28 protein-coding genes are annotated in these 25,759 nt (G+C 67.5%); 16 read left to right on the top strand and 12 right to left on the bottom strand.

Annotation, left to right across the window (positions count from 1 at the left end):
* Position 1 precedes the first annotated feature (1 nt).
* From ctaD to BACI71_RS00925, 9 genes are all read left to right on the top strand, one after another.
* Positions 2-1,669 (top strand): cytochrome c oxidase subunit I, encoded by a 1,668-nt coding sequence (gene ctaD / locus BACI71_RS00965; RefSeq protein WP_159753818.1) that lies wholly within the window; start codon positions 2-4, stop codon positions 1,667-1,669.
* Between the two features lie 70 nt (positions 1,670-1,739).
* Positions 1,740-2,486, top strand: coding sequence for a GNAT family N-acetyltransferase (locus BACI71_RS00960; protein ID WP_159753815.1), 747 nt, complete (start codon positions 1,740-1,742; stop codon positions 2,484-2,486).
* Entirely contained in the window at positions 2,483-3,457 is a 975-nt protein-coding gene (locus BACI71_RS00955) for an alpha/beta fold hydrolase (RefSeq protein WP_159753812.1), read from the top strand. Before BACI71_RS00960 ends, BACI71_RS00955 begins: the two co-directional genes overlap by 4 nt.
* A 13-nt stretch (positions 3,458-3,470) precedes the next feature.
* The gene (locus BACI71_RS00950) at positions 3,471-4,370 is read left to right on the top strand and encodes a heme o synthase (protein WP_159753809.1); all 900 of its coding nucleotides are present in this window, start codon (positions 3,471-3,473) and stop codon (positions 4,368-4,370) included.
* On the top strand, positions 4,367-4,504 hold the full coding sequence (locus BACI71_RS00945) for a hypothetical protein (RefSeq protein ID WP_184036396.1): 138 nt from the start codon (positions 4,367-4,369) through the stop codon (positions 4,502-4,504). Before BACI71_RS00950 ends, BACI71_RS00945 begins: the two co-directional genes overlap by 4 nt.
* Positions 4,501-5,049: a cytochrome c oxidase assembly protein gene (locus tag BACI71_RS00940; protein WP_268894051.1), complete on the top strand. Its 549-nt coding sequence runs from the start codon at positions 4,501-4,503 to the stop codon at positions 5,047-5,049. Before BACI71_RS00945 ends, BACI71_RS00940 begins: the two co-directional genes overlap by 4 nt.
* Before the next feature lie 35 nt (positions 5,050-5,084).
* Complete coding sequence (locus BACI71_RS00935) at positions 5,085-5,996, top strand: cytochrome c oxidase subunit 3 (protein ID WP_159753806.1); 912 nt, start codon at positions 5,085-5,087, stop codon at positions 5,994-5,996.
* An 89-nt stretch (positions 5,997-6,085) separates the two neighbouring features.
* Positions 6,086-6,379 (top strand): DUF983 domain-containing protein, encoded by a 294-nt coding sequence (locus tag BACI71_RS00930; protein WP_328803968.1) that lies wholly within the window; start codon positions 6,086-6,088, stop codon positions 6,377-6,379.
* Positions 6,376-7,008 carry an SURF1 family protein gene (locus BACI71_RS00925; RefSeq protein ID WP_159753800.1) on the top strand — a complete coding sequence of 211 codons (633 nt, stop codon included), beginning with the start codon at positions 6,376-6,378 and terminating at the stop codon, positions 7,006-7,008. The genes BACI71_RS00930 and BACI71_RS00925 overlap by 4 nt, the downstream gene beginning before the upstream one ends.
* Positions 7,009-7,119: 111 nt before the next feature.
* On the opposite strand, the gene BACI71_RS00920 is transcribed toward BACI71_RS00925, so the two are convergent.
* Positions 7,120-7,863 carry a molybdopterin-dependent oxidoreductase gene (locus BACI71_RS00920; RefSeq protein ID WP_159753797.1) on the bottom strand — a complete coding sequence of 248 codons (744 nt, stop codon included), beginning with the start codon at positions 7,861-7,863 and terminating at the stop codon, positions 7,120-7,122.
* The gene (locus BACI71_RS00915; protein ID WP_159753794.1) at positions 7,860-8,552 is read right to left on the bottom strand and encodes a cytochrome b/b6 domain-containing protein; all 693 of its coding nucleotides are present in this window, start codon (positions 8,550-8,552) and stop codon (positions 7,860-7,862) included. The genes BACI71_RS00920 and BACI71_RS00915 overlap by 4 nt, the downstream gene beginning before the upstream one ends.
* A 26-nt stretch (positions 8,553-8,578) precedes the next feature.
* On the opposite strand from BACI71_RS00915, the gene BACI71_RS00910 reads away from it, so the two are divergent.
* Positions 8,579-9,184: a flavin reductase family protein gene (locus tag BACI71_RS00910; protein ID WP_159753791.1), complete on the top strand. Its 606-nt coding sequence runs from the start codon at positions 8,579-8,581 to the stop codon at positions 9,182-9,184.
* Between the two features lie 6 nt (positions 9,185-9,190).
* Here the strand turns inward: BACI71_RS00910 and BACI71_RS00905 are convergent, their stop codons facing one another.
* The 4 genes from BACI71_RS00905 to BACI71_RS00890 form a co-directional block, all read right to left on the bottom strand.
* Positions 9,191-9,433, bottom strand: coding sequence for a hypothetical protein (locus BACI71_RS00905; RefSeq protein WP_159753788.1), 243 nt, complete (start codon positions 9,431-9,433; stop codon positions 9,191-9,193).
* A 178-nt stretch (positions 9,434-9,611) separates the two neighbouring features.
* Positions 9,612-10,370 (bottom strand): sulfite exporter TauE/SafE family protein, encoded by a 759-nt coding sequence (locus BACI71_RS00900; RefSeq protein ID WP_159753785.1) that lies wholly within the window; start codon positions 10,368-10,370, stop codon positions 9,612-9,614.
* Positions 10,363-11,547, bottom strand: coding sequence for a 23S rRNA (adenine(2503)-C(2))-methyltransferase RlmN (gene rlmN / locus BACI71_RS00895; protein WP_236552754.1), 1,185 nt, complete (start codon positions 11,545-11,547; stop codon positions 10,363-10,365). Before rlmN ends, BACI71_RS00900 begins: the two co-directional genes overlap by 8 nt.
* Before the next feature lie 62 nt (positions 11,548-11,609).
* Positions 11,610-12,080 (bottom strand): hypothetical protein, encoded by a 471-nt coding sequence (locus tag BACI71_RS00890; RefSeq protein WP_159753782.1) that lies wholly within the window; start codon positions 12,078-12,080, stop codon positions 11,610-11,612.
* A 156-nt stretch (positions 12,081-12,236) separates the two neighbouring features.
* Here BACI71_RS00890 and BACI71_RS00885 point away from each other — a divergent pair, with 156 nt between their 5' ends.
* From BACI71_RS00885 to dnaN, 3 genes are all read left to right on the top strand, one after another.
* A complete protein-coding gene (locus BACI71_RS00885; RefSeq protein ID WP_159753779.1) occupies positions 12,237-12,818 on the top strand; it encodes an outer membrane protein in 582 nt (193 codons plus the stop codon).
* Positions 12,819-13,010: 192 nt separating this feature from the next.
* Entirely contained in the window at positions 13,011-13,625 is a 615-nt protein-coding gene (locus tag BACI71_RS00880) for an outer membrane protein (RefSeq protein WP_159753776.1), read from the top strand.
* 119 nt (positions 13,626-13,744) lie between these two features.
* Positions 13,745-14,848 carry a DNA polymerase III subunit beta gene (gene dnaN, locus BACI71_RS00875; protein ID WP_028967287.1) on the top strand — a complete coding sequence of 368 codons (1,104 nt, stop codon included), beginning with the start codon at positions 13,745-13,747 and terminating at the stop codon, positions 14,846-14,848.
* 132 nt (positions 14,849-14,980) lie between these two features.
* Here dnaN and BACI71_RS00870 read toward each other — a convergent pair whose 3' ends face one another.
* A complete protein-coding gene (locus tag BACI71_RS00870; RefSeq protein ID WP_159753773.1) occupies positions 14,981-15,754 on the bottom strand; it encodes an SDR family oxidoreductase in 774 nt (257 codons plus the stop codon).
* Between the two features lie 28 nt (positions 15,755-15,782).
* Here BACI71_RS00870 and BACI71_RS00865 point away from each other — a divergent pair, with 28 nt between their 5' ends.
* Both BACI71_RS00865 and BACI71_RS00860 read left to right on the top strand, forming a co-directional pair.
* Positions 15,783-16,580: an ATP-binding cassette domain-containing protein gene (locus BACI71_RS00865; protein ID WP_443018443.1), complete on the top strand. Its 798-nt coding sequence runs from the start codon at positions 15,783-15,785 to the stop codon at positions 16,578-16,580.
* Positions 16,581-16,633: 53 nt separating this feature from the next.
* The gene (locus BACI71_RS00860; RefSeq protein ID WP_159760706.1) at positions 16,634-18,091 is read left to right on the top strand and encodes an ABC transporter permease/substrate-binding protein; all 1,458 of its coding nucleotides are present in this window, start codon (positions 16,634-16,636) and stop codon (positions 18,089-18,091) included.
* Positions 18,092-18,175: 84 nt separating this feature from the next.
* Here BACI71_RS00860 and BACI71_RS00855 read toward each other — a convergent pair whose 3' ends face one another.
* The 3 genes from BACI71_RS00855 to fdhD all read right to left on the bottom strand — a co-directional run bounded on the left by BACI71_RS00855 (position 18,176) and on the right by fdhD (position 24,096).
* The gene (locus BACI71_RS00855) at positions 18,176-20,944 is read right to left on the bottom strand and encodes a TonB-dependent receptor (RefSeq protein ID WP_159753770.1); all 2,769 of its coding nucleotides are present in this window, start codon (positions 20,942-20,944) and stop codon (positions 18,176-18,178) included.
* A 106-nt stretch (positions 20,945-21,050) separates the two neighbouring features.
* Entirely contained in the window at positions 21,051-23,312 is a 2,262-nt protein-coding gene (locus BACI71_RS00850; protein WP_159753767.1) for an FdhF/YdeP family oxidoreductase, read from the bottom strand.
* Positions 23,313-23,319: 7 nt separating this feature from the next.
* Positions 23,320-24,096: a formate dehydrogenase accessory sulfurtransferase FdhD gene (gene fdhD, locus BACI71_RS00845; protein WP_159753764.1), complete on the bottom strand. Its 777-nt coding sequence runs from the start codon at positions 24,094-24,096 to the stop codon at positions 23,320-23,322.
* A 133-nt stretch (positions 24,097-24,229) separates the two neighbouring features.
* Here fdhD and BACI71_RS00840 point away from each other — a divergent pair, with 133 nt between their 5' ends.
* A complete protein-coding gene (locus tag BACI71_RS00840; protein WP_159753761.1) occupies positions 24,230-24,403 on the top strand; it encodes a hypothetical protein in 174 nt (57 codons plus the stop codon).
* Here the strand turns inward: BACI71_RS00840 and BACI71_RS00835 are convergent.
* Positions 24,388-24,978: a DUF1989 domain-containing protein gene (locus BACI71_RS00835; protein WP_159753758.1), complete on the bottom strand. Its 591-nt coding sequence runs from the start codon at positions 24,976-24,978 to the stop codon at positions 24,388-24,390. The genes BACI71_RS00840 and BACI71_RS00835 overlap by 16 nt on opposite strands.
* Positions 24,975-25,685 (bottom strand): guanitoxin biosynthesis heme-dependent pre-guanitoxin N-hydroxylase GntA, encoded by a 711-nt coding sequence (gene gntA, locus BACI71_RS00830; RefSeq protein ID WP_159753755.1) that lies wholly within the window; start codon positions 25,683-25,685, stop codon positions 24,975-24,977. The genes BACI71_RS00835 and gntA overlap by 4 nt, the downstream gene beginning before the upstream one ends.
* Positions 25,686-25,759: the final 74 nt, after the last annotated feature.

Here is a 25,759-nt window from a genome sequence, read left to right as displayed (position 1 = left end):
CATGACCGACACCGCGCTCCATCCGTCTGCGTTCGTCGCGCACGACGAACATCATCACGACGCGCACGCCGATCACAAGCCGGCGTTCTTCGCGCGCTGGTTCATGTCCACCAATCACAAGGACATCGGGACGCTCTACCTGATCTTCGCGATCGTCGCGGGGATCATCGGTGGTGCGATCTCGGGGCTGATGCGTGCCGAGCTGATGCATCCCGGCATCCAGTATCTGCCGCACTGGGCGTCGATGCTGCATGGCGGCCAGGAGCAGTCGTTCGACCAGGCGCTGCACCTGTGGAACGTGCTCGTCACCGCGCACGGGCTCATCATGGTGTTCTTCATGGTGATGCCGGCGATGGTCGGCGGGTTCGGCAACTGGTTCGTGCCGCTGATGATCGGCGCGCCCGACATGGCGTTCCCGCGGATGAACAACATCAGCTTCTGGCTGCTGGTCCCCGCCTTCCTGCTGCTGCTCGCCTCGCCCTTCTTCGGCGGCGCCGGCACCGGCTGGACCGTCTATGCGCCGCTCTCCACCTATGGCGAGCCGGGGCCGTCGGTCGATATGGCGATCCTGTCGCTCCATCTTGCGGGCGCCAGCTCGATCCTGGGCGCAATCAACTTCATCACCACGATCTTCAACATGCGCGCGCCGGGCATGACGTTGCACAAGATGCCGCTGTTCGCGTGGTCGGTGCTGGTCACCGCCTTCCTGCTGCTGCTCGCGTTGCCGGTGCTCGCGGCGGCGATCACGATGCTGCTGACCGATCGTAATTTCGGCACCACCTTCTACGATCCCGCCGGCGGTGGCGACCCGGTGCTTTACCAGCATCTGTTCTGGTTCTTCGGCCACCCCGAAGTGTACATCATGATCCTGCCGGGCTTCGGCATCATCAGCCACATCGTCGCGACGTTCAGCCGCAAGCCGGTGTTCGGCTATCTGGGCATGGCCTATGCCATGGTCGCGATCGGCGTGGTCGGGTTCGTCGTCTGGGCGCACCACATGTTCACGACCGGCATGAGCGTGAACGTGAAGATGTACTTCACCGCCGCGACGATGGTGATCGCGGTGCCGACCGGCATCAAGATCTTCTCGTGGATCGCGACGATGTGGGGCGGCAGCCTGCGCTTCCCGACCCCGATGGTCTGGGCGATCGGCTTCATCTTCATGTTCACGGTCGGTGGCGTGACCGGTGTGGTGCTCGCCAACGGCGGCGTCGACGACTATATGCAGGACACCTATTACGTCGTTGCGCACTTCCACTATGTGCTCAGCCTGGGCGCGGTGTTCTCGCTGTTCGCCGGCTTCTATTACTGGTTCCCGAAGATGTCCGGGCGGATGTATTCGGAGCTGCTCGGCCAGCTGCACTTCTGGGTGTTCTTCGTCGGCGTGAACCTGCTGTTCTTCCCGATGCACTTCCTCGGGCTGCAGGGCATGCCGCGCCGCTACCCGGATTATCCGGACGGCTTTGCGCACTGGAACAACGTCGCGACGATCGGCTACATGATCATGGCGGCGGGGATGGCGATCTTCTTCGTCAACCTGATCTGGTCGCTGATTGCGGGCAAGAAGGCGCCGGACAATCCCTGGGGTGAGGGCGCGACGACGCTGGAATGGACGCTGTCCAGCCCGCCGCCGTTCCACCAGTTCGAGACGCTGCCCAAGATCGACTGACGATCGTGAGCGGGCAACCGGCGGCGGGGCGGCGAATGCTTCCCCGCCGCTGCCGTTTGAGGGAAACGCGATGATCCGCGATCCGCTCGTCTGGCGCATCGAGCGTGCCTGCATCGCCGCCTATCCGCCCGCGCGACGGGCGCAGGTTGGTGACTGGGCGGTGAGCCTGTCAGGTGGCGGTAGCCGCCGCAGCAATTCCGCAAGCGCGGTTCGGCCAGATGCGATCCTCGATGCCGCGACGCTGCGCGCGCTCGGTGACGCGTTCGCGTCGGCGGAGCAGGCCATGATTCTCCGGATTACGGAGCTGACGGGATCTGCCGGCGACCTGCTCGACGCCGCTGGCTTCTCGGCACCGGAGGGAGTGACCCGGACCTTGGTCTGTCCCGTCGCATCTGTCGGTCCGCCTTCCAAGGCACCGCGTCCCGATCGCATGGAAACCACGCTCCGCGACACGCCCGACGCGCGCTGGCTGGTGACACGGCGTCGGCTCGCGCCGACCGTCGAGGACCCCTGGCAGGTCGCTGCGCGACTCGCTGCTCCTGCCTGCTACGCCCGGCGCGGTGATGTCGCAATCGGCTACGCCGCGCTCCACGACAGCATCGCGGTGATCGAGGCGATCGGCACCGATCGCGCGGCGCGGCGGCAGGGCCACGCGCGCGCGATCGTGGCGGCACTGGTCGAGTGGGCGGTCGACGCGGGAGCGGAGCATGTCGCGCTCCAGATCGAGGAAACGAACGCCGCCGCTCGCGCGCTGTACGACCGGGCGGGCTTCGTCATCGACGCCTACGGCTATCATTATCGCAGGAACCCAATATGATCGAGCCGCGGCTGATCGACACCGGCACGGCGCGGTTACGGGTCATGGTCGAGGGGGCCGGGCCGCTGGTCTTGATGATCCACGGTTATCCCGAGGGCTGGTACAGTTGGCGGCATCAGTTCGCGCCGCTCGTCGCGGCGGGCTATACCGCGGCCGCACTCGACGTGCGTGGCTATGGCGGATCGGATCGGCCGGACGCGATCGAGTTCTATGACATGGCGGCGATGGTGGCGGACGTGATCGGCGTCGCGGACGCGCTGCAGCCCGATGCGCCCGTCATTCTGGTCGGTCATGACTGGGGAGCGCCGATCGTCTGGTACAGCGCGCTGACGCACCCGGCGCGCGTGGCGGCCGTCGCGGGGTTGTCGGTGCCGTTCACCGGCGTGCCCACGCGACCGCTCGGCGACATCTTTCGTCGCGCTTTCACCGACCGCGGCCGTTTCTTCTATCAGGAATGGTTTCGTGCACCAGGCCCGGCCGAGGAGGAAGCGGAGCGCGACGTGCGCGGCTATCTGCGGCGCCTCTATTACGCCATCAGCGGCGACGCGCCGCCGGGCAGCTGGCCGGAGAAGCCGGCAGGTGCGACGCTGCTCGACGGGCTGGTCGATCCCGATCCCTTCCCCGCGTGGCTGACCGACGGCGATCTCGATCACATGGTCGCGGAGCTCGAGCGCAGCGGCTTTCGCGGACCGCTCAACCGCTACCGCAACCATGAGCGCGATTACGCCTGGGCGCAGGCGTGGCAGGGCCAGCGAATCGGGCAGCCGGCGCTGTTCATCGCCGGGACCCGCGACCCGGCCGCGTTCGGGTTCGGTGCGTACAGCGATCCGCTGACTGTGATGCGCCCGCATGTCCCGCTGGTCGAGGGTCATATGCTCGACGGGTGCGGACATTGGACGCAGGAGGAGCGGCCCGCCGAAATCAATCGCTTGCTGCTCGACTGGCTGGCGCGGCCGCCGCTCCGCTTGTAGGGTCGCCGCATCCATGACCCCTGCCACGCCGCTCCTGCCCCCCGCCGACTGGCGCGACTTCCTCGCGCTGACGAAACCGCGCGTCATGACGCTGGTCGTGTTCACCGGGCTGTGCGGGATGCTGGCCGCGCCGGTCGGGATCGATCCGGTGCTCGGCTTCACCGCGATCCTGTGCATCGCGCTCGGTGCGGGCGCGGCGGGGGCGCTGAATCAATGGTATGAGGCCGATCTGGATGCGGTGATGAAGCGCACGGCGCAGCGTCCGTTGCCGGCCGGGCGCATGGAACGGCAGTCGGCGTTGCATTTCGGCGTCGGGCTCGGCGCGTTTTCGGTGATCCTGATGGGGCTGGCGGTCAATCTCGCCGCCGCAGCGATCCTGACCGTGTCGATCCTGTTCTACGTCCTGATCTATACCGTGTGGCTGAAGCGTCGCACCCCGCAGAACATCGTGATCGGCGGCGCGGCGGGTGCGTTCCCGCCGCTGATCGGCTGGGCGGCGGCGACCGGGCAGATCGCGCTGCTGCCGTTCCTGCTGTTCGCGCTCGTCTTCCTGTGGACGCCGCCGCATTTCTGGGCGCTCGCGCTCTTCGTGAAGACCGATTACGCCAATGCCGGCGTGCCGATGCTCCCCGTCGTGGCGGGCGAGGCGGCGACGCGGCGGCAGATCGGGCTGTACACGATTCCGATGGCGGCGGTGGCGATCGCGCCGTGGCCGCTGGGCCTGACCGGCAGCGTCTATGGCGTGGTGGCGGTGGCGATGACCGCGGCGTTCGCGGTGCTCGCGGCGCTGGTCGCCGCCGGCGCGAAGCGGGCCGCGACGCCGATGTTTTACGAGAAGCGCCTGTTCGCTTACTCGATCCTGTATCTTTTCGTGATGTTCGGCGCGCTGGTCGTCGACCGGTGGGTGGCATGACCGAAGACGAACAAAATCTGATCCGCCGTCGGCAGAAGGCGCGCGCGATCGTCGTCGCGCTGCTGCTCGGTGCGTTCGTGGTGCTGGTGTTCTTCATCACCATCGCGCGCATCAAGCAGGGCATGGCGCATTGAGCGCGCCGGCACGCCCGCGGACGCTGCGCACTGCGCTGCTTGCCGTAGCATTCATCTGCTTCATGACCGGGCTCGCCTTCGCCAGCGTGCCGCTTTACCGCATGTTCTGTCAGGCGACGGGGCTGAACGGCACCACCGGGCGCGGCATCGCGGCGCCGGGCGGCGTCCACCGGCAGATCGAGATCGCGTTCGACGCCAACACCAGTCCGAAACTGCCGTGGCGCTTCGTCCCCGAGCAGGAGCAGGAAACGGTCGAAATCGGCGCGCGGGATATGGCGTTCTTCACCGCCACCAACCGTGGCGCGCAGGCGATGACGGGCACCGCCACCTACAACGTCACCCCCGCGATTGCCGGGAAATATTTCACCAAGATCCAGTGCTTCTGCTTCACGCAGCAGACGCTGAAGCCGGGCGAGACGCAACGGATGCCGGTGATCTTCTACGTCGACCCCAAGATCCTGAGCGATCCGGATACGCGCGACGTGCAGACGATCACGCTCAGCTACACTTTTTACCCGGTGGATTCCGCCAAAACGAACAGCTAAGACCACCGCAATAAGCGAATTGGGGAGAGCCGCGCATGGCGGGTGCCAAGAACCACGAATATCACATTCTGCCCCCCAGCCCCTGGCCGTTGCTCAGCGCGTTCGCCGCGCTCATTATGGCTGCCGGCGGCATCATGTACATGCATCAGGGCACTGGCGGTGGTTGGGTGTTCCTGATCGGCTTCGCCTCGGTGCTGTTCTGCATGTACGGGTGGTGGCATCAGGTGATCCGTGAGGCGCATGCCGGCGATCACACGCCGGTGGTGCAGCTCCATTTCCGCTACGGGATGATCCTGTTCATCGCCTCCGAGGTGATGTTCTTCGTCGGCTGGTTCTGGGCGTTCTTCGACTTCTCCCTGTTCCCGACCGCGATGCAGGTCGTCGACGGGCAGGTCGAGCGCGCCGCCGAAGGCGCCGCGGCGATCGCCGCGCAATGGCCGCCCAAGGGGCTGGAGGTCATCAACGCCTTCGAACTGCCGCTGCTCAACACGCTGATCCTGCTCTGCTCGGGCACCACGGTAACGTGGGCGCACCATGCGCTGATCCACAACCAGCGTGGCGGCGAGAAGCGCGGCTTCTGGGGCGCGCTGGGCGTCGGCGACCGTGACGGTGTGCTCAAGGGGCTGTGGATCACCGTCGTGCTGGGCCTGCTGTTCAGCAGCATCCAGGCCTATGAGTACATGCACGCGCCGTTCCCGTTCAAGGGGATCAACTATGGTGCGGCGTTCTTCATGGCGACCGGCTTCCACGGCTTCCACGTCATCATCGGGACGATCTTCCTGATCGTCTGCCTGATCCGCGCCTATAAGGGCGACTTCACCCCGAAGCAGCATTTCGGTTTCGAGGCGGCGGCGTGGTACTGGCATTTCGTCGACGTGGTGTGGCTGTTCCTGTTCGTCACCGTCTACGTATGGGGCGGCTGGGGCGCACCGGTCCACGGCGGATGAGCGACGCCGATCGGTCGACGGTCGGGGCGCCGCCCCGGCCGATCGACTGTGGCATCAAGGGGTTATGTCCCCAATGTGGCGCCCGCACCTTGTTTGCGGGCGTCCTTCGTTTCGCCGAACGTTGCCCGGCGTGCGGGCTGTCGATCGCCGGGTTCAACGTCGGTGACGGCCCGGCGGCGCTGCTGGTGCTGGCATGGGGCGCGATTGTCGTGGCGCTGGCGATCGTCGTCGAACTCTCCTTCTCCCCGCCGTGGTGGCTCCACGTGCTGTTGTGGGTGCCGCTGAGCACCGCTGCGATCGTCTGGTCGCTGCGTGTCGCCAAGGGCTGGCTGCTCGCCGCCGAATATCGCCACGAAGCGGGTGAGGGGCGGCTGGCACCATGAAGCGCGTTCCGGTTATCCCGACGACCGTCGTCGGCATCGCGATTGCGGCGATGATCGCGCTGGGGCTGTGGCAGTTGCTCGATCGCCGGCCGCAGAAGGAGGCGTTCCTCGCGCAGCTTGCCGCGAATCCGACGCGGCCGGCGATCGCCTTCCCGCGGGTTGCCGACGAGACGTTGCTGTTCCGCCGCAGCAGCGCCTTCTGCCTTGAGCCGGTGTCGATCACCCGGGCCGGGGCGGGGGCGGCGGGGTATCGCGTGATCGCCTTGTGCCGGACGGGCGCGGAAGGACCGGGGCTGCGTGTGCAGATCGGCACGACGCGCGATCCGGTCGGCAATGTGGCGTGGGGCGGGGGCAAGGTGAGCGGGTGGATTGCGCACGCGCCTGATGCGCGACCGTTGATCGCGGAGGTGACGCAGCCGCATGTGGCGCGCGAACTGATGCTGGTCGCCGCCACGCCGGCCGCGGGACTGTCCCCGAACGCGCCGCCGTCGATCGACTCGATCCCGAACAACCATCTCGCCTATGCGGTGCAATGGTTCCTGTTCGCGGGCGTCGCCGGGGTGATCTACGTCATCGCACTAAGGCGGCGCGGCAAGACCGGTGCGGGTGGCGGTAGCGCGAAAGGGTGATGTTCACGCGGAGGCGCAGAGGCGCAGAGAGGGTGCGTGCGGGACCCTCGTGGTGAATAGTGGGGAGCGGTGCTGGGGTTGGGCGGCTGCGCCGCGATGGGCGATCCGCGTTCAGATCCCCGCCCACCAGTCGTAATCGACATTGTCTTCCCAATAGCCGCCGCGCCCTTTGCCGATCCCGTCGAGGCTGGCGACTGCGATGACCTGCATCAGATATTTGGCGTGCTTGTAGCCGAGCTGGCGCTCGACTCGCAGCCGCAACGGCGCGCCGTGCCCGACATCGAGGAAGCGGTCGTTCATCGCCCAGGCGAGGATCGTCTGCGGGTGAAAGGCGTCGATCAGGTCGATCGACTCGTAATAAGGCGCGCCGCCGTACAGATCGGCGCAGCGGAACACGATATAGCGCGCCGCGTCGCGCAGTCCCGCGGCCTTGAGCACGTCGCCGAGCCGCGGCCCCTGCCATTTGCCGATCGCGCTCCACCCTTCGACGCAATCGTGGCGGGTGATCTGCGCGCGCTGCGGGAAACGGCCGAGGTCGGTGAGCGACAGCGACAGCGGTCGCTCGACCAGCCCGTCGATGGTCAACCGCCAATCGGCGAAGCGGCCGGAGCGCAGCGCGGCGTAAGCGGGCGTGCCGGGGTCGCGCGTGCCGTTGGTACGGAAGCGCGGCGACATCTGGTCGGGGGTGAACTCGGGCGCGAGCGCGTCGCGGTTCGACAGCGCGCGCTGCAGGGCGCGGTGCATGTCCTCGCCCTTGAAGACGATCGAGCGCACCGTCGGCTGCTGGATGACGCGGTCGCAGCCCGCGAGCATCAGTCCCGCGCCACCGCCGAGCAGTGTTCGCCGCCGGATCATTCGGGCACCCGCCAGCCGCCGGTGATCATCGAGCGCAGTTCGTTGCGCCAGCCGGCGAGGATGACCAGCGCGAGATGGACGACGGTAAAGACTGCGATCACCGCCATCGCGATGAAGTGGAGCGATCGCGCCGATTGTCGCCCGCCGAACAGGTCGAGCAGCCACGGCCCCGCCGCATTCATCCCTGGCGACAGCGCCAGCCCGGTCAGGATGATCAGCGGCAATGCGAGGAAGATCACCGCGACATAGCTGAGCTTTTGGAAGGCGTTATACTCGCCGGGCGCCTCGGGATCGTGGAAGCGGAACGCAAGATGCGCGCGCACGTCCTCCGCGAGATGCGCGGCACTCATATCGCGACGCCGCACGCGCAGGTCGCGCTGGAAATGACGGTTGAGCAGGCTGACGATCATATAGGCGAGCAGCGAAAAGCCGAGCACCAGCGCAAAGAACAGATGCCAGCGCCGCGAGATCGCGAGATTGTAGCTCGCCGGGATCGTCAGCCACGAAGGAAAGCGCGGGAGTTGCGCCCAGGCGTGATCGAAATTGGCGCCGTACCGCCCCCAGTACAGCCGCGGATGCGCGTTCGAGATGCCGAGCCCCGAGCCGATCAGGACGAAGATCGCGACCGCGTTCACCCAATGCCACACGCGCGTGGCAAGCCGGTGGCGGTGGATCACGGTTGCAGCCATCGTTGCTTCCTAGCAGAAGCCGGGTCATGACCGAATGGCATTTCTACGAACCCGAACAGGGCCATGGCCTCGCGCACGATCCGCTGAACGCGATCGTCGCGCCGCGCCCGATCGGCTGGATCTCGACCGTCTCGCGCGAAGGGCGTCGTAACCTCGCGCCGTACAGCTTCTTCAACCTGTTTTCCTACCGTCCGCCGATCATCGGCTTCTGCTCGCTGGGCGAGAAGGATTCGCTGGCGAACGTGCGCGCGCGCGGCGAGTTCGTCTGGAACCTTGCGACACGCGATCTCGCCGCGGCGATGAACGAGACGTCGGCGGCGACCGACGAGGATGAGTTCGTGCGCGCCGGTCTGGAGACGCTGCCCTCCGCGCGCGTCGCCGCGCCGCGCGTCGCGTTGAGTCCGGTGCAGTTCGAGTGCCAGGTGACGCAGATCGTGCAATTGCAGGATCGTCACGGCGCGGACTTGCCCGGCTGGCTGGTGCTGGGCGAAGCCGTGGCGATCCACATCGACCGCGCGATGCTGGACGACGGCGTGTACCGCACCGAACGCGCGCGGCCGATCCTGCGCGGTGGCGGACCGGCCGACTATTTCGAGGTCGGTGAGCAGTTCGCGATGCACCGACCGACGTGACGCCTGTCAGCAAATCTTGCCGTGCAGGATGTCGCCGGCGGCGATGAGCCCGGCGATGACCCAGCCGATCGGTGCCGGCAAATATGGCTTCAGGAAGCTCAGCACCTGTTTCACAACATCCCAGTTCTGGCAGAAGATCTGGCGCGCATCGCCGACCAGCGCGGGCGCGTCGGCACCGGCCTGATCGCTCAACCCATCGGCCAGCGCCTGCGTGATCTGCAGCCGTTCGTCCTGCGTGAAGTCCACCATGATGAAGCCCCTGGTTCCGCCTACCAAAGCGCCGGCCCGCGAGGTGATTGCATGGAGCACGCGGCGGCGATCGTCGGGTCTGGGCCATAATGGGTGGGTCGCGCGGCAGATCGGGCGGTTATGAACTTGATGTCGCTTGTGTCCTCGCCCGCTGCGCCGTTTTTACAATCGGGGCGGATCAGCCATAAGCGTGGGCGAAGAACACCGCCGTCGTCGCCCCGGTCACGAGGATCGTCCACCATCGCACCACGAGCGCGGGCAATCGCTTGCCGACCACCGCGCCCAGCCAGCCGCCGAGCACGCCGCCGGCGAGCATCGGCAGACACGCGTCCCAGCGGATCATCCCGCACGCGACGAACACGATCGCGGCGGCGAAATTGGCGACGGTCAGCATCAACGTGCGCGGCGCGAACATCGCGCGCGGCGTCGCGCCCGCGAGCAGACCGTAGGTGGCGGTGGTCATGATCCCGACCCCGCCGCCGAAATAGCCACCATAGGTGCCGAGCACCGCCTGCACCGCCATCAGCGTGCGCGGCCTAATCGTCACCCGCGTCGCCAGCCAGTCCGCCGCCCGCGCGCCGAACACGATCGCGACGAACGCGAGGAGCAGCAGCCACGGCACGATCAGGTCGAACGCCGCGCCGGGCGTCACCACCAGCAGGATGCTGCCGAGCAGCCCGCCGACGAAGGTGATCGCCGCCAACACACGCACCGACACGCCGCCGACCGGCTGCAATTCGTGGCGGAAGCTCCACGCGCTCGCCGCCGCGCCCGGCATCAGTCCGAGGTTCGAGGTCGCATTGGCGATGTTGGCGGGGGTGCCGAGCCCGAGCAGCGCCGGCATGGTGGCGAAGGTGCCGCCGCCCGCCAGCGCGTTCATCATCCCGCCAAGGACGCCCGCGCCGCCGGCGAGCGCCAGTCCGGCGGCATCAACCAAGCGCGGCCTGCTTCTCCGCCGCCAGCCGGTCGAGTTCGGCGCGGCTCTTCTTCTCGGCCGCGGTCTTGAGCTGGCCGCACGCCGCGTCGATGTCGCGCCCGCGCGGGGTGCGGACCGGAGCGGAGATGCCGCCCTCGAACACGATCTCGCTGAACCGGCGCACGCGCTCCGGCGTCGAGGTCTCGTAATCCGCGCCCGGCCACGGGTTGAACGGGATCAGATTGACCTTGGCGGGCAGCTTGTAGTGCTTGAGCAGCCGGACCAGCTCGTGCGCCTCGGCATCCGAATCGTTCTTGTCCTTGAGCATCACATATTCGAACGTGATACGACGGGCGTTGTTCGCGCCGGGGTAATCGGCGCACGCCTGCAGCAATTCCTCGATGCCGTATTTGCGGTTGAGCGGGACGATCTCGTCGCGGACGTCCTTGGTCACGGCATGGAGCGACACCGCGAGATTGACGCCGATCTCCTCCCCGGCGCGCGCCATCATCGGCACCACCCCGCTGGTCGACAGGGTGATGCGGCGCTTGCTGAGCGCGAGCCCGTCGCCGTCCATGACCAGCTTCAGCGCGTCGCGCACCGCGTCGAAATTGTAGAGCGGCTCGCCCATGCCCATCATCACGATGTTGGTGAGCATCCGCCCCTCGGGCTGGCTCGGCCATTCGCCGAGCGCGTCGCGCGCCAGCATCACCTGCCCGACGATCTCGCCCGCGGTCAAATTGCGGACCAGCCGCATCGTGCCGGTGTGGCAGAAGCGGCAGTTGAGCGTGCAGCCGACCTGGCTCGACACGCACAAAGTCCCGCGATCGGCGTCGGGGATGAACACCGCCTCGTAATCCTGCCCGTCCTCGGAGCGGAGCAGCCATTTGCGCGTGCCGTCGGTCGACACCTGCGCCTCGACCACCTGCGGACGCCCGATCACGAACCGCTCGGTCAGCCACGGATGCTGCGCCTTGGCGATGTCGGTCATCACCGTGAACTCGGTCGCACCGCGATTGTAGATCCAGTGCCAGATCTGCTTGGCGCGCAGCTTGGCCTGGCGTGGATCGAGCCCTGACTCCTCGAGCACGCGGCGCAGTTCGTCGCGCGGCAGCCCGATCAGGTCGATGCGGCCATCGGTGCGCGGCGCGCTGGCGCGCGGCACGGTCACGGGGTCGATGTGCCCGGGGATGGGCATGGGGGCGGCCGAGGCTGTGAGCATCGCGCGCAAATAGGCCAAGTCCGCGCATTTTTCCAGCGTTACCGCCGCGCGCATCCCAGTTGCGCGGCGTCGATCGCGGTCGCCGCCCCGGATAATGGATAGGTCTCGCTGAGTGTGCGGCCGTTTGTGTCGAGGGTGGTCAACGTCATCGCCGCTGCGCCGCGCATCGCGCCGACGATCGCCCGGTCGGTTTGCGCATCGGCAGCGTGCGCTGACTCGCGGTTTCCCGCAAGCGCGAAGCGGCGATCGCCGATCACCAGCGTCAGCGGCGCGCCCTCACCGCGTGGGCGCGTCAGATGGAAGTGGATCGCTGGCGCGCGCGTCGGCCCCTGCCGGGCCGCGACCAGCGCGAAGCCGCCGCGCCGGTCGGTGGTGCCGTCGCGGCGAAGCGGTTGCGCGATCGCCAGACAGCGTGGACCCGGCGTCTCGCGCAGCGCTGCCCAATGCTGCCATACGCCGAGCGGGTCCTGCTCGCCGGCCATCATCAGCAATGCGAACGGCAAGAACATCCGGCTGCGCCTGCAAGAGGGACGTCGACGCTATCGATGTTCCAATCGGGAAGCAAACGCAGCGCCCGGCAAAGACCTCCTACAATTGAGGCGAGGCGCTTTTTCGAGTTGCTCTCCGCCTGAACTTGAAAGGCGGGTGAAAGGGAGTGAGTGGTGTTGAAATTGTCCTTTGTCGTTCCGGCTCTTGCGTTCAATCTTGCGGCGGCGATGCCGGCCGCGGCGCAGGTCGCGCCGTTCGAGGGCGCCCGCGTGGAGGCGCTTGTCGGCTATGACCATGTCGGCACCAGGGAGATCAAGCTGGAGGGGCTCAGCCTCGGCGGTCTGGTCGGGTATGACTGGCAAAACGGCAATGCTGTCTACGGCTTCGAGGCCGAAGTGGACGGCAACACGACCAGGAAGACCTCGATCAACGACGGAGAGCGCCTCACGAGCAAGGCGAATACCGAAGGCTATGTCGGCGGGCGCGTTGGTTATGCGCTATCCTCCAGCGCATTGGTCTACGGCAAGGCCGGCTACACGATCGGCCGCTTCCGTGACGATTACCGCGACGCGAACAGCAGCGGCTATCTCCACGTCGTGGCGAAAGGTTTCCGGCTTGGTGCCGGTATTGAGTACAAGCTGTCCCGCGCCGCCTACCTCAAGGGCGAAGTCCGCGCCTCACATTATGGCGACGACCGCACTCTCGGCGGCGGTCTCTGGCGTGAGCAGGCGCTGGTCGGGTTCGGGGTACGCTTCTGATCGATCCGGGCATGTAACGCATCGGGCCGGCGCCTGTGCGTCGGTCCCGTGCCTCAATCATCCGACCTTTCCCGCTGTGGCGCAAATACAACATCTGCGGTCGTTTAGGTGAGGTTCATGCAACAATGGCGCGGACGCGTATTTGTCTCACGGAGCCTCCGCGTTTCGGAGGCCGGTGAGATGGAGTGAGACATGCGTAAGCTTGCAATGGCGATCCCGGCAGCGGTGATGGCGATCGCGGTAGCGGCCCCGGCGACCGCGCAGGACGGCCCCTTCGCGGGCGGCCGCGTCGAGGTGCTCGCCGGCTACGACAATGTGCAGGACGGCGGTGACGGCGACTCGGAAGGGCAGCAGGGGTTCGGCTATGGGGGGCGGATCGGCTACGACTTCCAGCGCGGTAACATCGTCTACGGCATCGACGGCGAATATACCGACGCCACGACCAAGACGCGCAGCTACAATGCGCTGACCGCGGGCGATCGTTTCACGGTCGAAGCCGGACGCGATCTCTACGTGGGCGGGCGGCTCGGCTACGTCATCTCGCCGCAGGCAATGATCTACGGCAAGGGTGGCTATACCAACGCCCGGATAGAGAATCGCTATCAGGCGACCACCACCTCGGATAACGAGCTGATCGACAAGACCAACCTCGGCGGGTTCCGCCTCGGCGCCGGGCTTGAGTACAAGCTGACCCCGACGTCGTTCGTCACCGCCGAGTATCGCTATTCGCATTACGGCGACATCGACGGCTACGACATCGATCTCGATCGTCACCAGTTGATGGCGGGCCTGGGCATCCGCTTCTGATTTCTCGACCACCGTCGTACAGGAAAGGGCTGGGGCGCTTGCTCCAGCCCTTTCTTTTTGGCTAGGGAGACTTGGCCAATTGCCCCTGGTGAGTGACCTGCGGGCCGGGGGAAGTGACGATGAAGGCGACGATCGAACGCGCGACGCTGCTGAAGGGGCTGAGCCACGTCCAGTCGGTGGTGGAGCGGCGCAACACCATCCCGATCCTGTCGAACGTGCTGCTGGAGGCGACCGCCGAGGGGCAGTTGCGGCTGATGGCGACCGACCTCGACCTGCAGATCAACGAAAGCGTCGCCGCGGCGGTCGACCAGCCGGGCGCGACGACGGTGTCCGCGCACACGCTGTTCGACATCGCGCGCAAGCTGCCCGAGGGCGCGCAGGTCTCGCTGACCGCCGCCGAGGGCCGGATGACGATCGTGGCGGGGCGCGCGCGCTTCTCGCTCGGCACGCTGCCGCGCGACGATTTCCCGGTGATCGCCGAGGGTGAGCTGCCGACGCAATTCGAGTTGCCTGCCGAGACGCTGAAGCAGATCATCGACAAGACGCGCTTCGCGATCTCGACCGAAGAGACGCGTTATTACCTCAACGGCATCTTCCTGCATGTCGCCGAGGGCGTGCTGAAAGCCGCCGCGACCGACGGCCATCGCCTCGCCCGCGTGACGGTCGATCAGCCCGAGGGCGCGGCCGGGATGCCCGACGTGATCGTGCCCCGGAAGTGCATCGCCGAGCTGCGCAAGCTGCTCGACGAGGTCGACGGCTCGGTCGGCGTGTCGCTGTCGGGCACCAAGATCCGCTTCGATCTGGGGCAGGCGATCCTGACCTCCAAGCTGATCGACGGCACCTTCCCCGATTACAGCCGCGTGATCCCGACCGGCAACGACAAGATCCTGAAGCTCGATCCGAAGAGCTTCATGCAGGGCGTCGACCGCGTCTCGACGATCGCGACCGAGAAGACCCGCGCGGTGAAGATGGCGCTGGATCGCGACAAGATCACGCTGTCGGTCACCAGCCCCGAGAACGGCACCGCTGCCGAGGAAGTGCCCGGCGAATATGCGGCGACGCCGTTCGAGATCGGCTTCAACAGCCGGTATCTGATGGACATTCTCGGACAGATCGGCACCGATCTGGTCGAGGTCCATCTCGCCGATGCCGCCGCGCCGACGCTGATCCGAGAGAACGACAAGAGCCCGGCGCTGTACGTGCTGATGCCGATGCGGGTTTGATCCATCTATTGTGTGAGCCTGAAAACTCGTCTGTCATTCCCGCGGCGGCGGGAATCCAGAACTCTGACGTTGGTGGCTCTCGCGAAAACCTGCTCGTCTGGATCCCCGCCTCCGCGGGAATGACGGGGCGGCTTACCGCGCCCGCATCATCGCGCGTAGCCGGCCGGGCATCCAGCGCGCCGCGAACGCCATCCGCTCGGCGGTCTTGCCGACCACCGTATGCACGCGGTCGCCATGCACCGCCGCCCACGCCTTTTCCGCGACCGTCTCGAGCGGCGTGAACTCCATCTTGCGTCGCACGACCAGATCGCGCGCGGTGTATTTCGTGCCGGGGATCGGCGCGGATAGCAGGTTGGTGTCGATGAAGCTCGGCATCAGCGAGCGGACACGGATGCCCTCTGGCGCCCATTCGCCGTCGAGCGCTTCGGTCAGTCCGCGCACCGCGAATTTCGTCGCCGAATAGATCGCCAGCCCGGCCGATCCGTAGATTGCCGAGGCCGAGGCGGTGTTGAGCAGGCACGCACCCGGCGTCGCCTTCAAATACGGGTAGGCCATGCGCGCGCCATAGGTCATCCCGCGGAAATTGACGTCGATCACGCGGTCGATCGCGTCGAGCCCTATATCGGCGAACGGCCCGCCGGCCGCGATGCCGGCATTGTTGAACAGCACGTCGAGCCGGCCGTCGCTGACGCGTGCGAAATCGGCGAGCACCTCCTCCCACTCCGACGGGTCGCGCACGTCCATGACATGCGTGCTGGTGCGGTCTTCCGGGAGCAGCGCCGCCGTGTCGCCCAAGCCTTGCGCATCGATATCCGCGAGACCGACGCGCCAGCCGCGCGCACTGAACACTTGCGCTACCGCGCGCCCGATGCCCGAGCCGCCGCCCGTGACCAGCATCGCCTTCATCCCGCTCTCCCGCCTTAATGCTTGTTACATGCGCACGCTTCCCGCATCACCGGCGGCGATGCCAGCACTTTCGTCCGGACCGGCGGTCGCCTTCGAGCAGGTCGGCAAGCGCTACGGCGCTGCGGCCGCGATCGATGGCGTGTCGTTGACGATCGCAGCGGGGACGTTCGTGGCGCTGGTCGGCGCGTCGGGGTCGGGCAAGTCGACATTGCTCAAGACGGTCAACCGCCTGGTGGTGCCTGACCACGGGCGCGTGCTGCTCGACGAGCGCGATGTCGCCGACGAGCCCGCGCCCGCGCTGCGGCGGCGGATCGGCTATGTGTTTCAGGACGTCGGCCTGTTTCCCCATCTGAGCGTCGCAGAGAATATCGCGCTGCCGCTGCGGCTGGCGGGCATGCCCGACGCCGCACGGGCGACGGCGATGCTCGACCTCGTCGAACTGTCGCGCGTGATCGCGACGCGGATGCCCGCCGAACTATCGGGAGGGCAGCGCCAGCGCGTCGGTGTCGCGCGCGCGCTCGTGACGCGGCCGGGGCTGTTGCTGATGGACGAGCCGTTCGGCGCGCTCGATCCTGTGACGCGCGAAGCGCTGGCGGGGGCGGTACGGCGGCTCCACGACGAGCTCGCGCTGACCACGATCATGGTGACGCATGACATGGCCGAGGCGCTGCTGCTCGCGGACCGCGTGATCGTCATGGCGGCTGGGCAGGTAGTCGCCGACGAAGCGCCCGCGGCCTTGCTGCGCGGGCAGGGCGGTGATGCGGCGCAGGCGCTGGTGGCGGTGCCGCGCGCGCAGGCGGCGCGGCTGGCGGCGCTGTCGACGTGAACGACGCCTTCGCCCGCGTGCCGGCGCTCGCCGGGCAGCATCTGCTGCTCGCGATGGCGGCGCTCGCGCTGGCGCTGGCGATCGGCGTGCCGATCGCGATCCGTGCCGCGCGTGCGCCGCGGCTGGCGGGGGTGGTGCTCGGGTTCGCGAGTCTGGTGCAGACGGTTCCGAGCCTTGCGCTGCTCGCGCTCTTCTATCCGGCGTTGCTGTGGATCGGGCATGGCGTGCCGGCGCTCGGCTTCCTGCCCGGGCTGCTCGCGCTGACGCTCTACGCGCTGCTGCCGATCGTGCGGAATATTATTACCGGGCTGCGTGGGCTCGATCCAGCGGTGCTGGAGGCGGCGGACGGGATCGGGATGACGCGCGCGCAGAAGCTGCGGCTGGTCGAGCTGCCGCTGGTGCTGCCGATCGCGATGGCCGGGGTACGCACGGCGGCGGTGTGGACGATCGGCGCGGCGACGCTGTCGACCACCGTCGGGCAGCCGAGTCTGGGTGATCTGATCTTCGCGGGGCTCCAGACGCAGGCGTGGACGCTGGTGATCGCGGGGTGCGTCGGCGCGGCGGGGCTGGCACTGGGGGTCGATCTGCTGCTCGGGGTCGCCGAGCGTGCGGCGGGGCAGCGGCGCTGGCGACGGGCCGGTGGCGCGTTGCTGTTGCTCGTGGTGGCCACGGTAGCGGCTGCGACGCCCTTGTGGCACGGCGGGGGCGAGCGGCGCATCGTGGTCGGCGCGAAGAACTTTTCCGAGCAATATATTCTCGCGCGGCTGATCGGCGATCGGCTGACGCGCGCGGGCTATCAGGTCAGCTATCGCGACGGGCTCGGCTCCGCGGTGGCGTTCGGGGCGGTCGCGGGAGGCGAGGTGGACGTCTATGTCGATTATGCCGGGACGCTCTGGACCGCCGAAATGCACCGCACCGATACGCCGCCGCGCGCCGAACAGCTGCGCGGGACCGCGGACTGGGTGCAAAAGTCGCGCGGCGTCACTTTGCTCGGCGCGCTCGGATTCGAGAATGCCTATGCCGTTGCGATGCGCGGGGACGATGCCCAGCGGCGCGGCGTTGCAACGCTCGACGATCTGGTGCGGGTCGCGCCGCAGCTGCGGTTCGGGGCCGATCTCGAGTTCCTCGATCGACCGGAATGGCAAGCGATCCGTCGCGCCTATCCGCTGCGCTTTGCCAGCGCGACGCCGTACAGCCCGACCTTCATGTATCGCGCGCTGGAGAGCGGGCGCGCCGATGTCATCAGCGCCTTTTCCTCGGACGGGCGGATCGCCGCCGACCGTCTGACGGTGCTCGCCGATCCGCGGCATGCGATCCCGGGGTATGACGCGATCGTGCTGGTCGCGCCGGGGCATCGGGAGGATGCGCGGTTCTTTGAGACGCTGCGGCCATTGATCGGGCGGATCCCGGTCGCGGCGATGCGCGAGGCGAATTATCGCGTGGATCGGGATCACGACAAACAGAGCCCGGAGGCGGCGGCACGGTGGCTGGCGGCGCGCGTCGGGTTGTGAGTGACACAGTGGCGTCGGTTTTTGTGTCGGCCTACCGTGACACTCGAAGACATGAGCCCCTGCCTGCGCAGGGGCGACGGTTCCTCAGAAAAACAGCTTGCGGAACGACACGCGGATCGTGCGGCCGACCGGGTCGAGATAATCGGGCTGGAAGCCGATCGGGACGGTGCCGTTCTGGTCGCGGACGTCGCGGCGGGTGTTGAGCAGATTGTCGAACTGGACGCTGACGCGTGCGCCACGCATCCACGGATGCGCGCGCACCCAGTCGATGTTGCCGCCGAGGTCGGCGAACAGCCGGAGGTTGGCGGTGGCGATCCCGCCGAACTCCAGCGTCTCCGGCGTGGCGGCGGTGCCGCCGTTGACGCGCGTGCCGCTTTGGTAATTGACCGACAGTCGCGCGCCGAGGCCGTTGTTGGTATAGCCGGCCTGACCCTCCAGCTCGTGCCGCGCCTGTCCGCCGGCCGCACCGATCGCGTCGCCGTTGAGCAGGTCGAGCACGCGCCCGCCGTCGGCGATCGTCACCCGCTCGGTAAGGTGCCAGGTATGATAGAGCGCGAACTGGACGCGCCCGCCGGCCTGACCGCCGCCACCACCACCCCGACCACGGAAGCCACCACCACCGGGCGGGCCGCCCGGCGCGCCGGCACCCGCGTCGGGGCGCCCGCCGTTCAGCGCGCTGCCGTCCGGTCGGGCGCGATCCTGCGGCGGGCGGTCGGGGCGTCGTTCGCCACCCGGCGGGCGCAGCCCCTCGAACGGGTTCGGACCGGTTCCGGCGCGGAACGCCTCGATCTTCTTCTGGAGCTCGGACTTGATCCGGAACGACAGGTTGACGCCGTAGCGGAGCTGCGACGTCTCGCTGCGCGCGAAGTTGATGGGGCGCGAGTCGATCCGCAGCAGATTGCCACCGGCATCACGGGTGAAGCGATCCGGAAAGGCGGATTCGATCGCGGCGGTGGCGCTGGGGAAGGCGGCAATCGGATCGTCGGTGGTCTGGCGCGTGTAATCGGCGCGGAAATTGATCTGCTGATTGCTCCACGGCTTGATGTCGAGCCCGGCCTTCAGCGCGTGGCGATTGTCGGCGATCAGGTTCGGATTGCCGCCGGTGACGGTGGTGACGGTCGCGGTGGTGCCGCGGACATAGTCGAACACGCGCACGCCCGGCGTCGTCACGGTCGGGTTGCCGAGCTGTTGCGCCGACGGCGCCTCGTCCTGATCGGTGACCGAGACGAGCAGGCGTATCCCCTCGATCGGCGTCCAGTTCGCGCCGTAGCCGAGCGTCCACAGCGTCCCGAAGTCGGAAAGCTGGTCGACCGCGAGATTGCCGTTGATCGACAGCCGCCCGAGCGCGCTGAGCACGCCCTGCGCCTTGTTCGCGATCGGCAAATCGAGGTTGATCTGCGCGTTGGCGAGATCGCGCCCGATGTCGGCGCTGCTCGCCACGCCGCGGCGGAACGAGTCGCTGGTGAAGTCGCTGGTCGAGGCGCCGACGCGGATGCTGGTGTTGGCGTAGCCGGCCGGGAGCAGGAACAACGGCCCGGCGACCAAAGCGTCGAGCCCGGCGCTGGTCGCGACCGAGCGGCCGCGATCAGCAGGCAGCGCGCCCAGCGCCAGCGGCGCATAGGGGTTGGCGAGCGGATCGAAGGCGTCGATCCCGGCCTGCAACGCGCTGGCGTCGAGCCCGGTGGTGGTCACCGTATTGCTCTCGTCGCGATCGACATTGCCGGTCAGCGACCAGCGCCATTGCCCGCGATCGCCGTTGAGCGTGCCGCCAAGGTGGAGGTCGGTGGTCTCGGCGCGCTGCGTCAGTGCGGGCACGTCGTCGAAGGCGCGCGTCACGCGCACCGGCACCGCGAACGGTGAGTACGGGCTGCCGACCGGCAGATCGAGATCGACCTCGGCCAGACCGCGCAACGCGCGTGTGACGTTGTGGTCGACGGTCGCGTTCAGCGACGCCGAGACGTTGCCGAAGATCGTCGTCGCATAGGTGCCGTTTGCGCTGAACGTGCGCTGCTGCGGCAGGAGCGTGCGGTATGCGCCCTGATCGGTGACGTTGCGGGTGGTGGTGAAGTCGCCGAGCCGCGGCGCCTGCGTCGCGGCGAGTGCAGGGATGCCCAGCGAAGCGGCGTTGCCGAAGAACGGGTCGATCGCGCCGCGGTTGAGCGACGACACGTTGCCGCCGACCGCCGCCGCGTTCGGGGCCTGGATGATGTCGCGTTCGGATTCGGTCAGCGCGCCGGGGCGGCTGTATTCGAGATGCAGGTTGACGCGCTTGTCGCTGCGGATGCGCAGCAGGTCGAGTTCGGCGCCCGGCGTGTTGCGACCGCCCTCGGTCGCGAAACGGTCCTCGACTTCGGCGGTCACGGCCTTGAAGCGGCGGCGCAGCACGAAGTTCACGACGCGCTGGTCGGCGCGATAGCCGTATTTGAGCGCGACTTCCTCGGGCAGGATGTCGACGCGCTGGATCGCCTCGGTCGGCAGGTCGCGGATTTCCTGAAAGCCCGAGATGCGCCGCCCGTTGAGCAGCACCACCGGTGCGCCGCCCGCGCCACGCCCGGAGCGGGTCTGAGGCGACAATTCGTTGAGCAATTCGGTGACCGAGCTGACGCCGTAGCTGCGGATGTCGGCGGGAGACAATTGCTCTTCGGGGGTGACGTCGCCGATCACCGCGCCGCGCTGCGCGCGCGATCCGGTGACGACGATGTCCTCGCTGCTTTCCTCCTCGGTCTCGGCTTTGGCGGGGGGCGTTGCCGGGGCCTGCACGCCGGCCTGCGCGGGCGGTGGCGGCGATGCGGCCTGTTGGGCGTAGGCGGGCAGTGCCGCGGTGGAAGCCAGCAGAAGGAACGAGAGACGCATGTGTTACCCCAGCCGCGCGTCGGGTTCGGCGGCAATCATGGCGCTATCGCCGGTTTGTCGCATAATTATGCCGGAGAGGGGCTCCCTCTCCGCGGCGGGGACACGGCTAAGCGAGAATCCTGACCGGGACTGACTTCGCCGCCGGGACGTGGCTTTCCTCGGCGTGGTGCGACAGCGGGATCAGCGGGTTGCACTCCGGATAATAGGCCGCGATGCAGCCGTCGGGTACGTCATATTCGACGACGATCAGGTCGCCGACGCGCCGGTCGTGATTATCCTCCGCATCGGTGGCGAGCGTCACCTTCTGACCGGCGGTCAGCCCGGCGCGCGCGATATCGGCGCGATTCATCAGCACCACCTGCCGCGTGCCGTTGATCCCCCGGAAACGGTCCGAATAGCCGTAGATCGTGGTGTTGAACTGGTCGTTCGAGCGCAGGGTCAGCAGGCGGAAGCGCCCCTCCGCCTCGGTGAAACCGGTGGCGTTGAGCACGTCGGGGACGAGGAACTCGGCCTTGCCGCTTTCGGTATCCCATTCGCGCCCGGACGCCTTGTTGCCCTTCCAGAAGCCGCCTTTCTCCTGCAAACGCTCGTTGAAGCGCGCGAAGAAGTGGGGGAACACTGCGGCGATCTCGTCGCGGATCAGGCTGTAGTCGCCCACCCACCGATCCCAGTCGATCGCGGGATTGGCCGGCAGGAACGATTGCGCGATCCCGGCGACGATCGCCGGCTCGGAGAGCAGATGCGGGCTGGCCGGCTCGACCTTGCCGAGCGACGGGTGGATGACGCTGGTCGAATCCTCGACCGTCACGCGTTGTGGTCCGGTCGCCTGCAGGTCGCGCTCGATTCGACCGAGGCACGGCAGCAGCCAGGTGTCGCCGGTCGCGGGGATCAAATGGCTGCGGTTGAGCTTGGTCGCGATCTGCACCGACAGCTCCATCCGCGCCCAGCCGTCCTCGACCAGTTCGGTTTCGGGCACCGCGCGCGCGAAATTGCCGCCGAGCGACAGGAACGCCTTCACCGTCCCGTCGATGATCCCCCGGCACGCCTCAACCGTATCCAGCCCCTTTTCTGTCGGGGGCGAGAAGCCGTAGCGCTCCTTGAGCTTCTCCACCGGGGCGAGTTCGGTCTTTTCGGTGATGCCGACGGTGCGCTGCCCCTGGACGTTGCTGTGGCCGCGCACCGGGCAGAGGCCCGCGCCGGGTTTGCCGATGTTGCCCCGCATCAGCATCAGGTTGACGAGCATGCGGACGTTGTCGACGCCCTTTACATGCTGGGTCAGCCCCATGCCGTAGATCGCCATCGCGGTCTTTGCGCGGCCATAGGCGGCGGCGGCGCGCTCGATCGCGGCGCGGGTCAGCCCCGATTCGCGTTCGATCTCGCTCCAGTCGGTCGCCTGCACCTTGGCGGCGAAGGGCGCGAAGTCATGGGTGTGCTCGGCAATGAAATCATGGTCGATCGCGTCATGCGCGAGCAGCCATTTGGCGATGCCCATCATCACCGCAATGTCGCCACCGGCCTTCACCTGATGATATTGGGTGGCGATCGGCGTCTCCTTGCCGGTCGCCATCTCGATCGGGTTCTGCGGATCGGTGAAGCGCTCCAGCCCGCGTTCCTTGAGCGGGTTGAAGACGATGATGTCCGCGCCGCGCTTGTGGACGTCACGCAGGTTGTGGAGCATCCGCGGGCTGTTGGTCGCGACATTCTGCCCGAAATGCAGGATGCAGTCGGTGGTGTCGAAATCCTCCAGCTTGGTGGTGCCTACGGGCACGCCGATCGAGGTCTTGAGCCCGACGGAGGTCGATTCGTGGCACATGTTCGAACTGTCGGGCAGGTTCTGGCTGCCGTAGAGGCGCGCCATCAGCTGCCACATGTACGAGGTCTCGAGGCTGGCGCGGCCGGAGGCGTAGAAGACCACCGATTTGGGCGGCAGCGCCTTCAGTCGCGCGCCGATCGCCTTGAACGCTTCCTCCCACGGCGCGACGACATATTTGTCGCTCGCCGCGTCGTACTTCATCGGGTGGGTCAGCCGCCCCGCTTCCTCCAGTCGGTAGTCGGTCCAGCCGCGCAGCTCAGTCAGCGTGTGCTGGCGGAAGAAGTCCGGCGTGACGCGCTGGCTGGTGATCTCCCACGCGGTCGCCTTCGCGCCGTTCTCGCAGAATTCGGCGGGGTGCGGGGGATAGGGCTTCGACCAGGCGCAGCTGACGCAGGCGAAGCCGTCGTGCTTGTTCTGGCGCAGCAGCTCGGCAGAGGTCTGCGCAATGTTCTTCTCGCGCGGGATGATATCGGTCAGCGAGCGGACCGACCCCCAGCCTCCCGAAGGGCCGTCGTAAGGGGTGAAATCGGGGCGATCGTCGTGCTGCTCGGTCATGCACGCGCTAACGCACGGACCTCGAGAAAAGCACCGCGTCGTCGCGCGCGAGCGACACGAGCGTCAGCCCGGCGGCGCGGGCGCGCTCCAGCGCGAGGCTGGTCGCCGCCGACACCGTCACCAGCATCGGGCACCCGGCCAATGCGGCCTTCTCGACCAGCTCGTAAGAGCAGCGCGATGACAGCAGCGCGAAGCCGCCGTCCCAGCCGAGGCCCTGAAGCGCCATTGCGCCGATCAGTTTGTCGAACGCATTGTGCCGCCCGACATCCTCGCGCGCGACGCGGATCGTGCCGTCGTGCGCGCACAGCAGCGCAGCGTGCGCGGCGCCGGTGGCACGGTTGAGCGGTTGATGCGCGCGCATCGCGGCCAGTGCGGCGAAGATCGCGGCGGGTGCGGCGGTCGCTGTCGGCACCGGCGGCAGGTCGCGGTGGACCGCGTCGAGATTGTCCATCCCGCACAGCCCGCACGAACTGTCGCTCGTCCGCCGCCGTACCCGGTCGAGCACCGCGGCAGCGCGGGCGGGCGGCACCGTGAGGCGCACGATCGTTCCTTGCGGCGTCCGATGTATGTCCAGCGACTCGATCTCGGCGGCCCGCGTCACAATCCGTTCCGAGAGTGCGAAGCCGCTCGCGAAGTCGGCGATATCCTGCGGAGTCGCCATCATTACCGCATAGCCGATGCCGTTCACCTCGATCGCGATCGGCGATTCCCCGATCACCGCGCGCGCGTGGGGCGCGACGGGCGAGTCGGGCGTGACGCGGTCAAAGAAATGCGTGATCGTCATTCACCCACATCATCGGCTTTGTACGATTCCGCCAGCGCTGACTTGATCGAGATGAAAGCCGAGACGCCGGCCCGCGCGCACAATCGATGCAGTTGAGCGCGTACCGTCATTCCTCGGGTCAGGAGCATCGGTCATGTCTGCCACTGGCGATATCGCCTATTTCCGTCGACGCGTCATCGAAGAGAAGTATCGCGCGCGGGCCGCGTGCGAGGAGGCAATCCGCCGTCTCCACCTCGATCTCGCCGCCCGCTACGCCGAGCGCGCCGCAGAGGCAGAGCAACGCGCGCTAACCTATTCGACGCAATAATGGATCGGCTTGAAGCTGCCGCCGTTCGACGCCGGCGCGGAGCAGGCGGTGAGCCCAATTACCAGATCCATCGCGGCGCGTAGCACGATGCGGTCGCCGGCCTTGCTGACCGGCGGCAGTACTTCCAGCCGTCCGGTAGGGCCATCGACCGGAACGTTCATGAAGCAGTTGAACGCGACCGGGATCATGTCCTCGGTGATCCCCCACGGCGCGAGCGCCTCGGCAAGATTGCCGAAGCAGCCGCGATGCCGCGGCAGATCGGGGTAGAAATAGTCGAAGGTGGCGTAGGAGCACGGCGTCAGCAGGAAGTCGTGTCGCCCGACAGTGTCCTCGACGATCTCCAGCATCACGTTCGAGCGATTGGAATAGAGCTTGTGCCCGGTCGTCAGCCGTATCGTCTCGGCATAGTCGAGCGTCCGGCCTGACGAGAGCACCTCGCGCACGTCGGCGGCCTTGTAGGCGAGCAGATCGGCGACCTGCACGCCGCGCGGGTCGATGACGGTGAGCGTCTGCCCGGCCGCCAGCGTGAAGCCGGCGCCGCTACGTGGCGGAATCTCGTGAACGACGCCGGTCACGGATGCTTCTCGCCCGCGTAATGAAACGGGCAACGCCACGCCGAGTCGACGACGCGTCCGCTATATTGCCGCGCCTCGCTGGTCTCGCCGTGGCGCGCGAGCATCGGATTGCGCGAGCCGGCGATCGCCTCGTCGCGCACCATGATCGCCTCGCGCATCGTCTCGTAACGGCCATCGGCGCGCAGCGTCTCGAACTGGTCGTGGAGGTTGAACACCAGGGTCGGGCGCGCGAAGCGGCGTGCCGGGCGCGATGCATTCGGGTGGAGCCCGACGACGAAGAACGCCTCGCCGCCGAAGCTCAGCGAGAAGTGCGAATCGGCCGGATCGTGGCTGACGCGCGTGTCATACGGCTGGCCGCGCCAGACGTCCTTGTCGGACAGCGACTGGATGCGTCGCCAGAGTGCCTTTTCGAACGCTGGCTCATCGAGACCGTCCGGGCCGTCGAACACGACCGCGAAGCTGCGGAACAGCGCGGGGTCCTCGCGATAGGCTGCGGCGAATTTCACCAACCCGTCGTGGATGCGCAGATCGTCCCACGCGCTGTCGATGCTGGTGCACGCCAGCACGTTGAGCGTGCCGCGCGCCATGGCCGCCTTGGCGCCGACGCACGGAAAGGCGCGGTCGGCGATATGATCGTGGAGAAGCGATTCGAGTTCCGCCTGCGCATGATGCGTCCAGCGGAACATCGGTGTGTCGGGTGCCGGCATAGGGCAGGTTAGACGGACAGACGCCGCCTTACGTTCCGATGAATCATATTGACAACGATCAGTACCGAAACGGC

Source organism: Sphingomonas sp. 8AM (assembly GCF_902506455.1).
Taxonomy (GTDB): domain Bacteria; phylum Pseudomonadota; class Alphaproteobacteria; order Sphingomonadales; family Sphingomonadaceae; genus Sphingomonas.
Note: the sequence above shows the minus strand (reverse complement) of the source record. Positions and strands in the feature narration are given on the sequence as shown.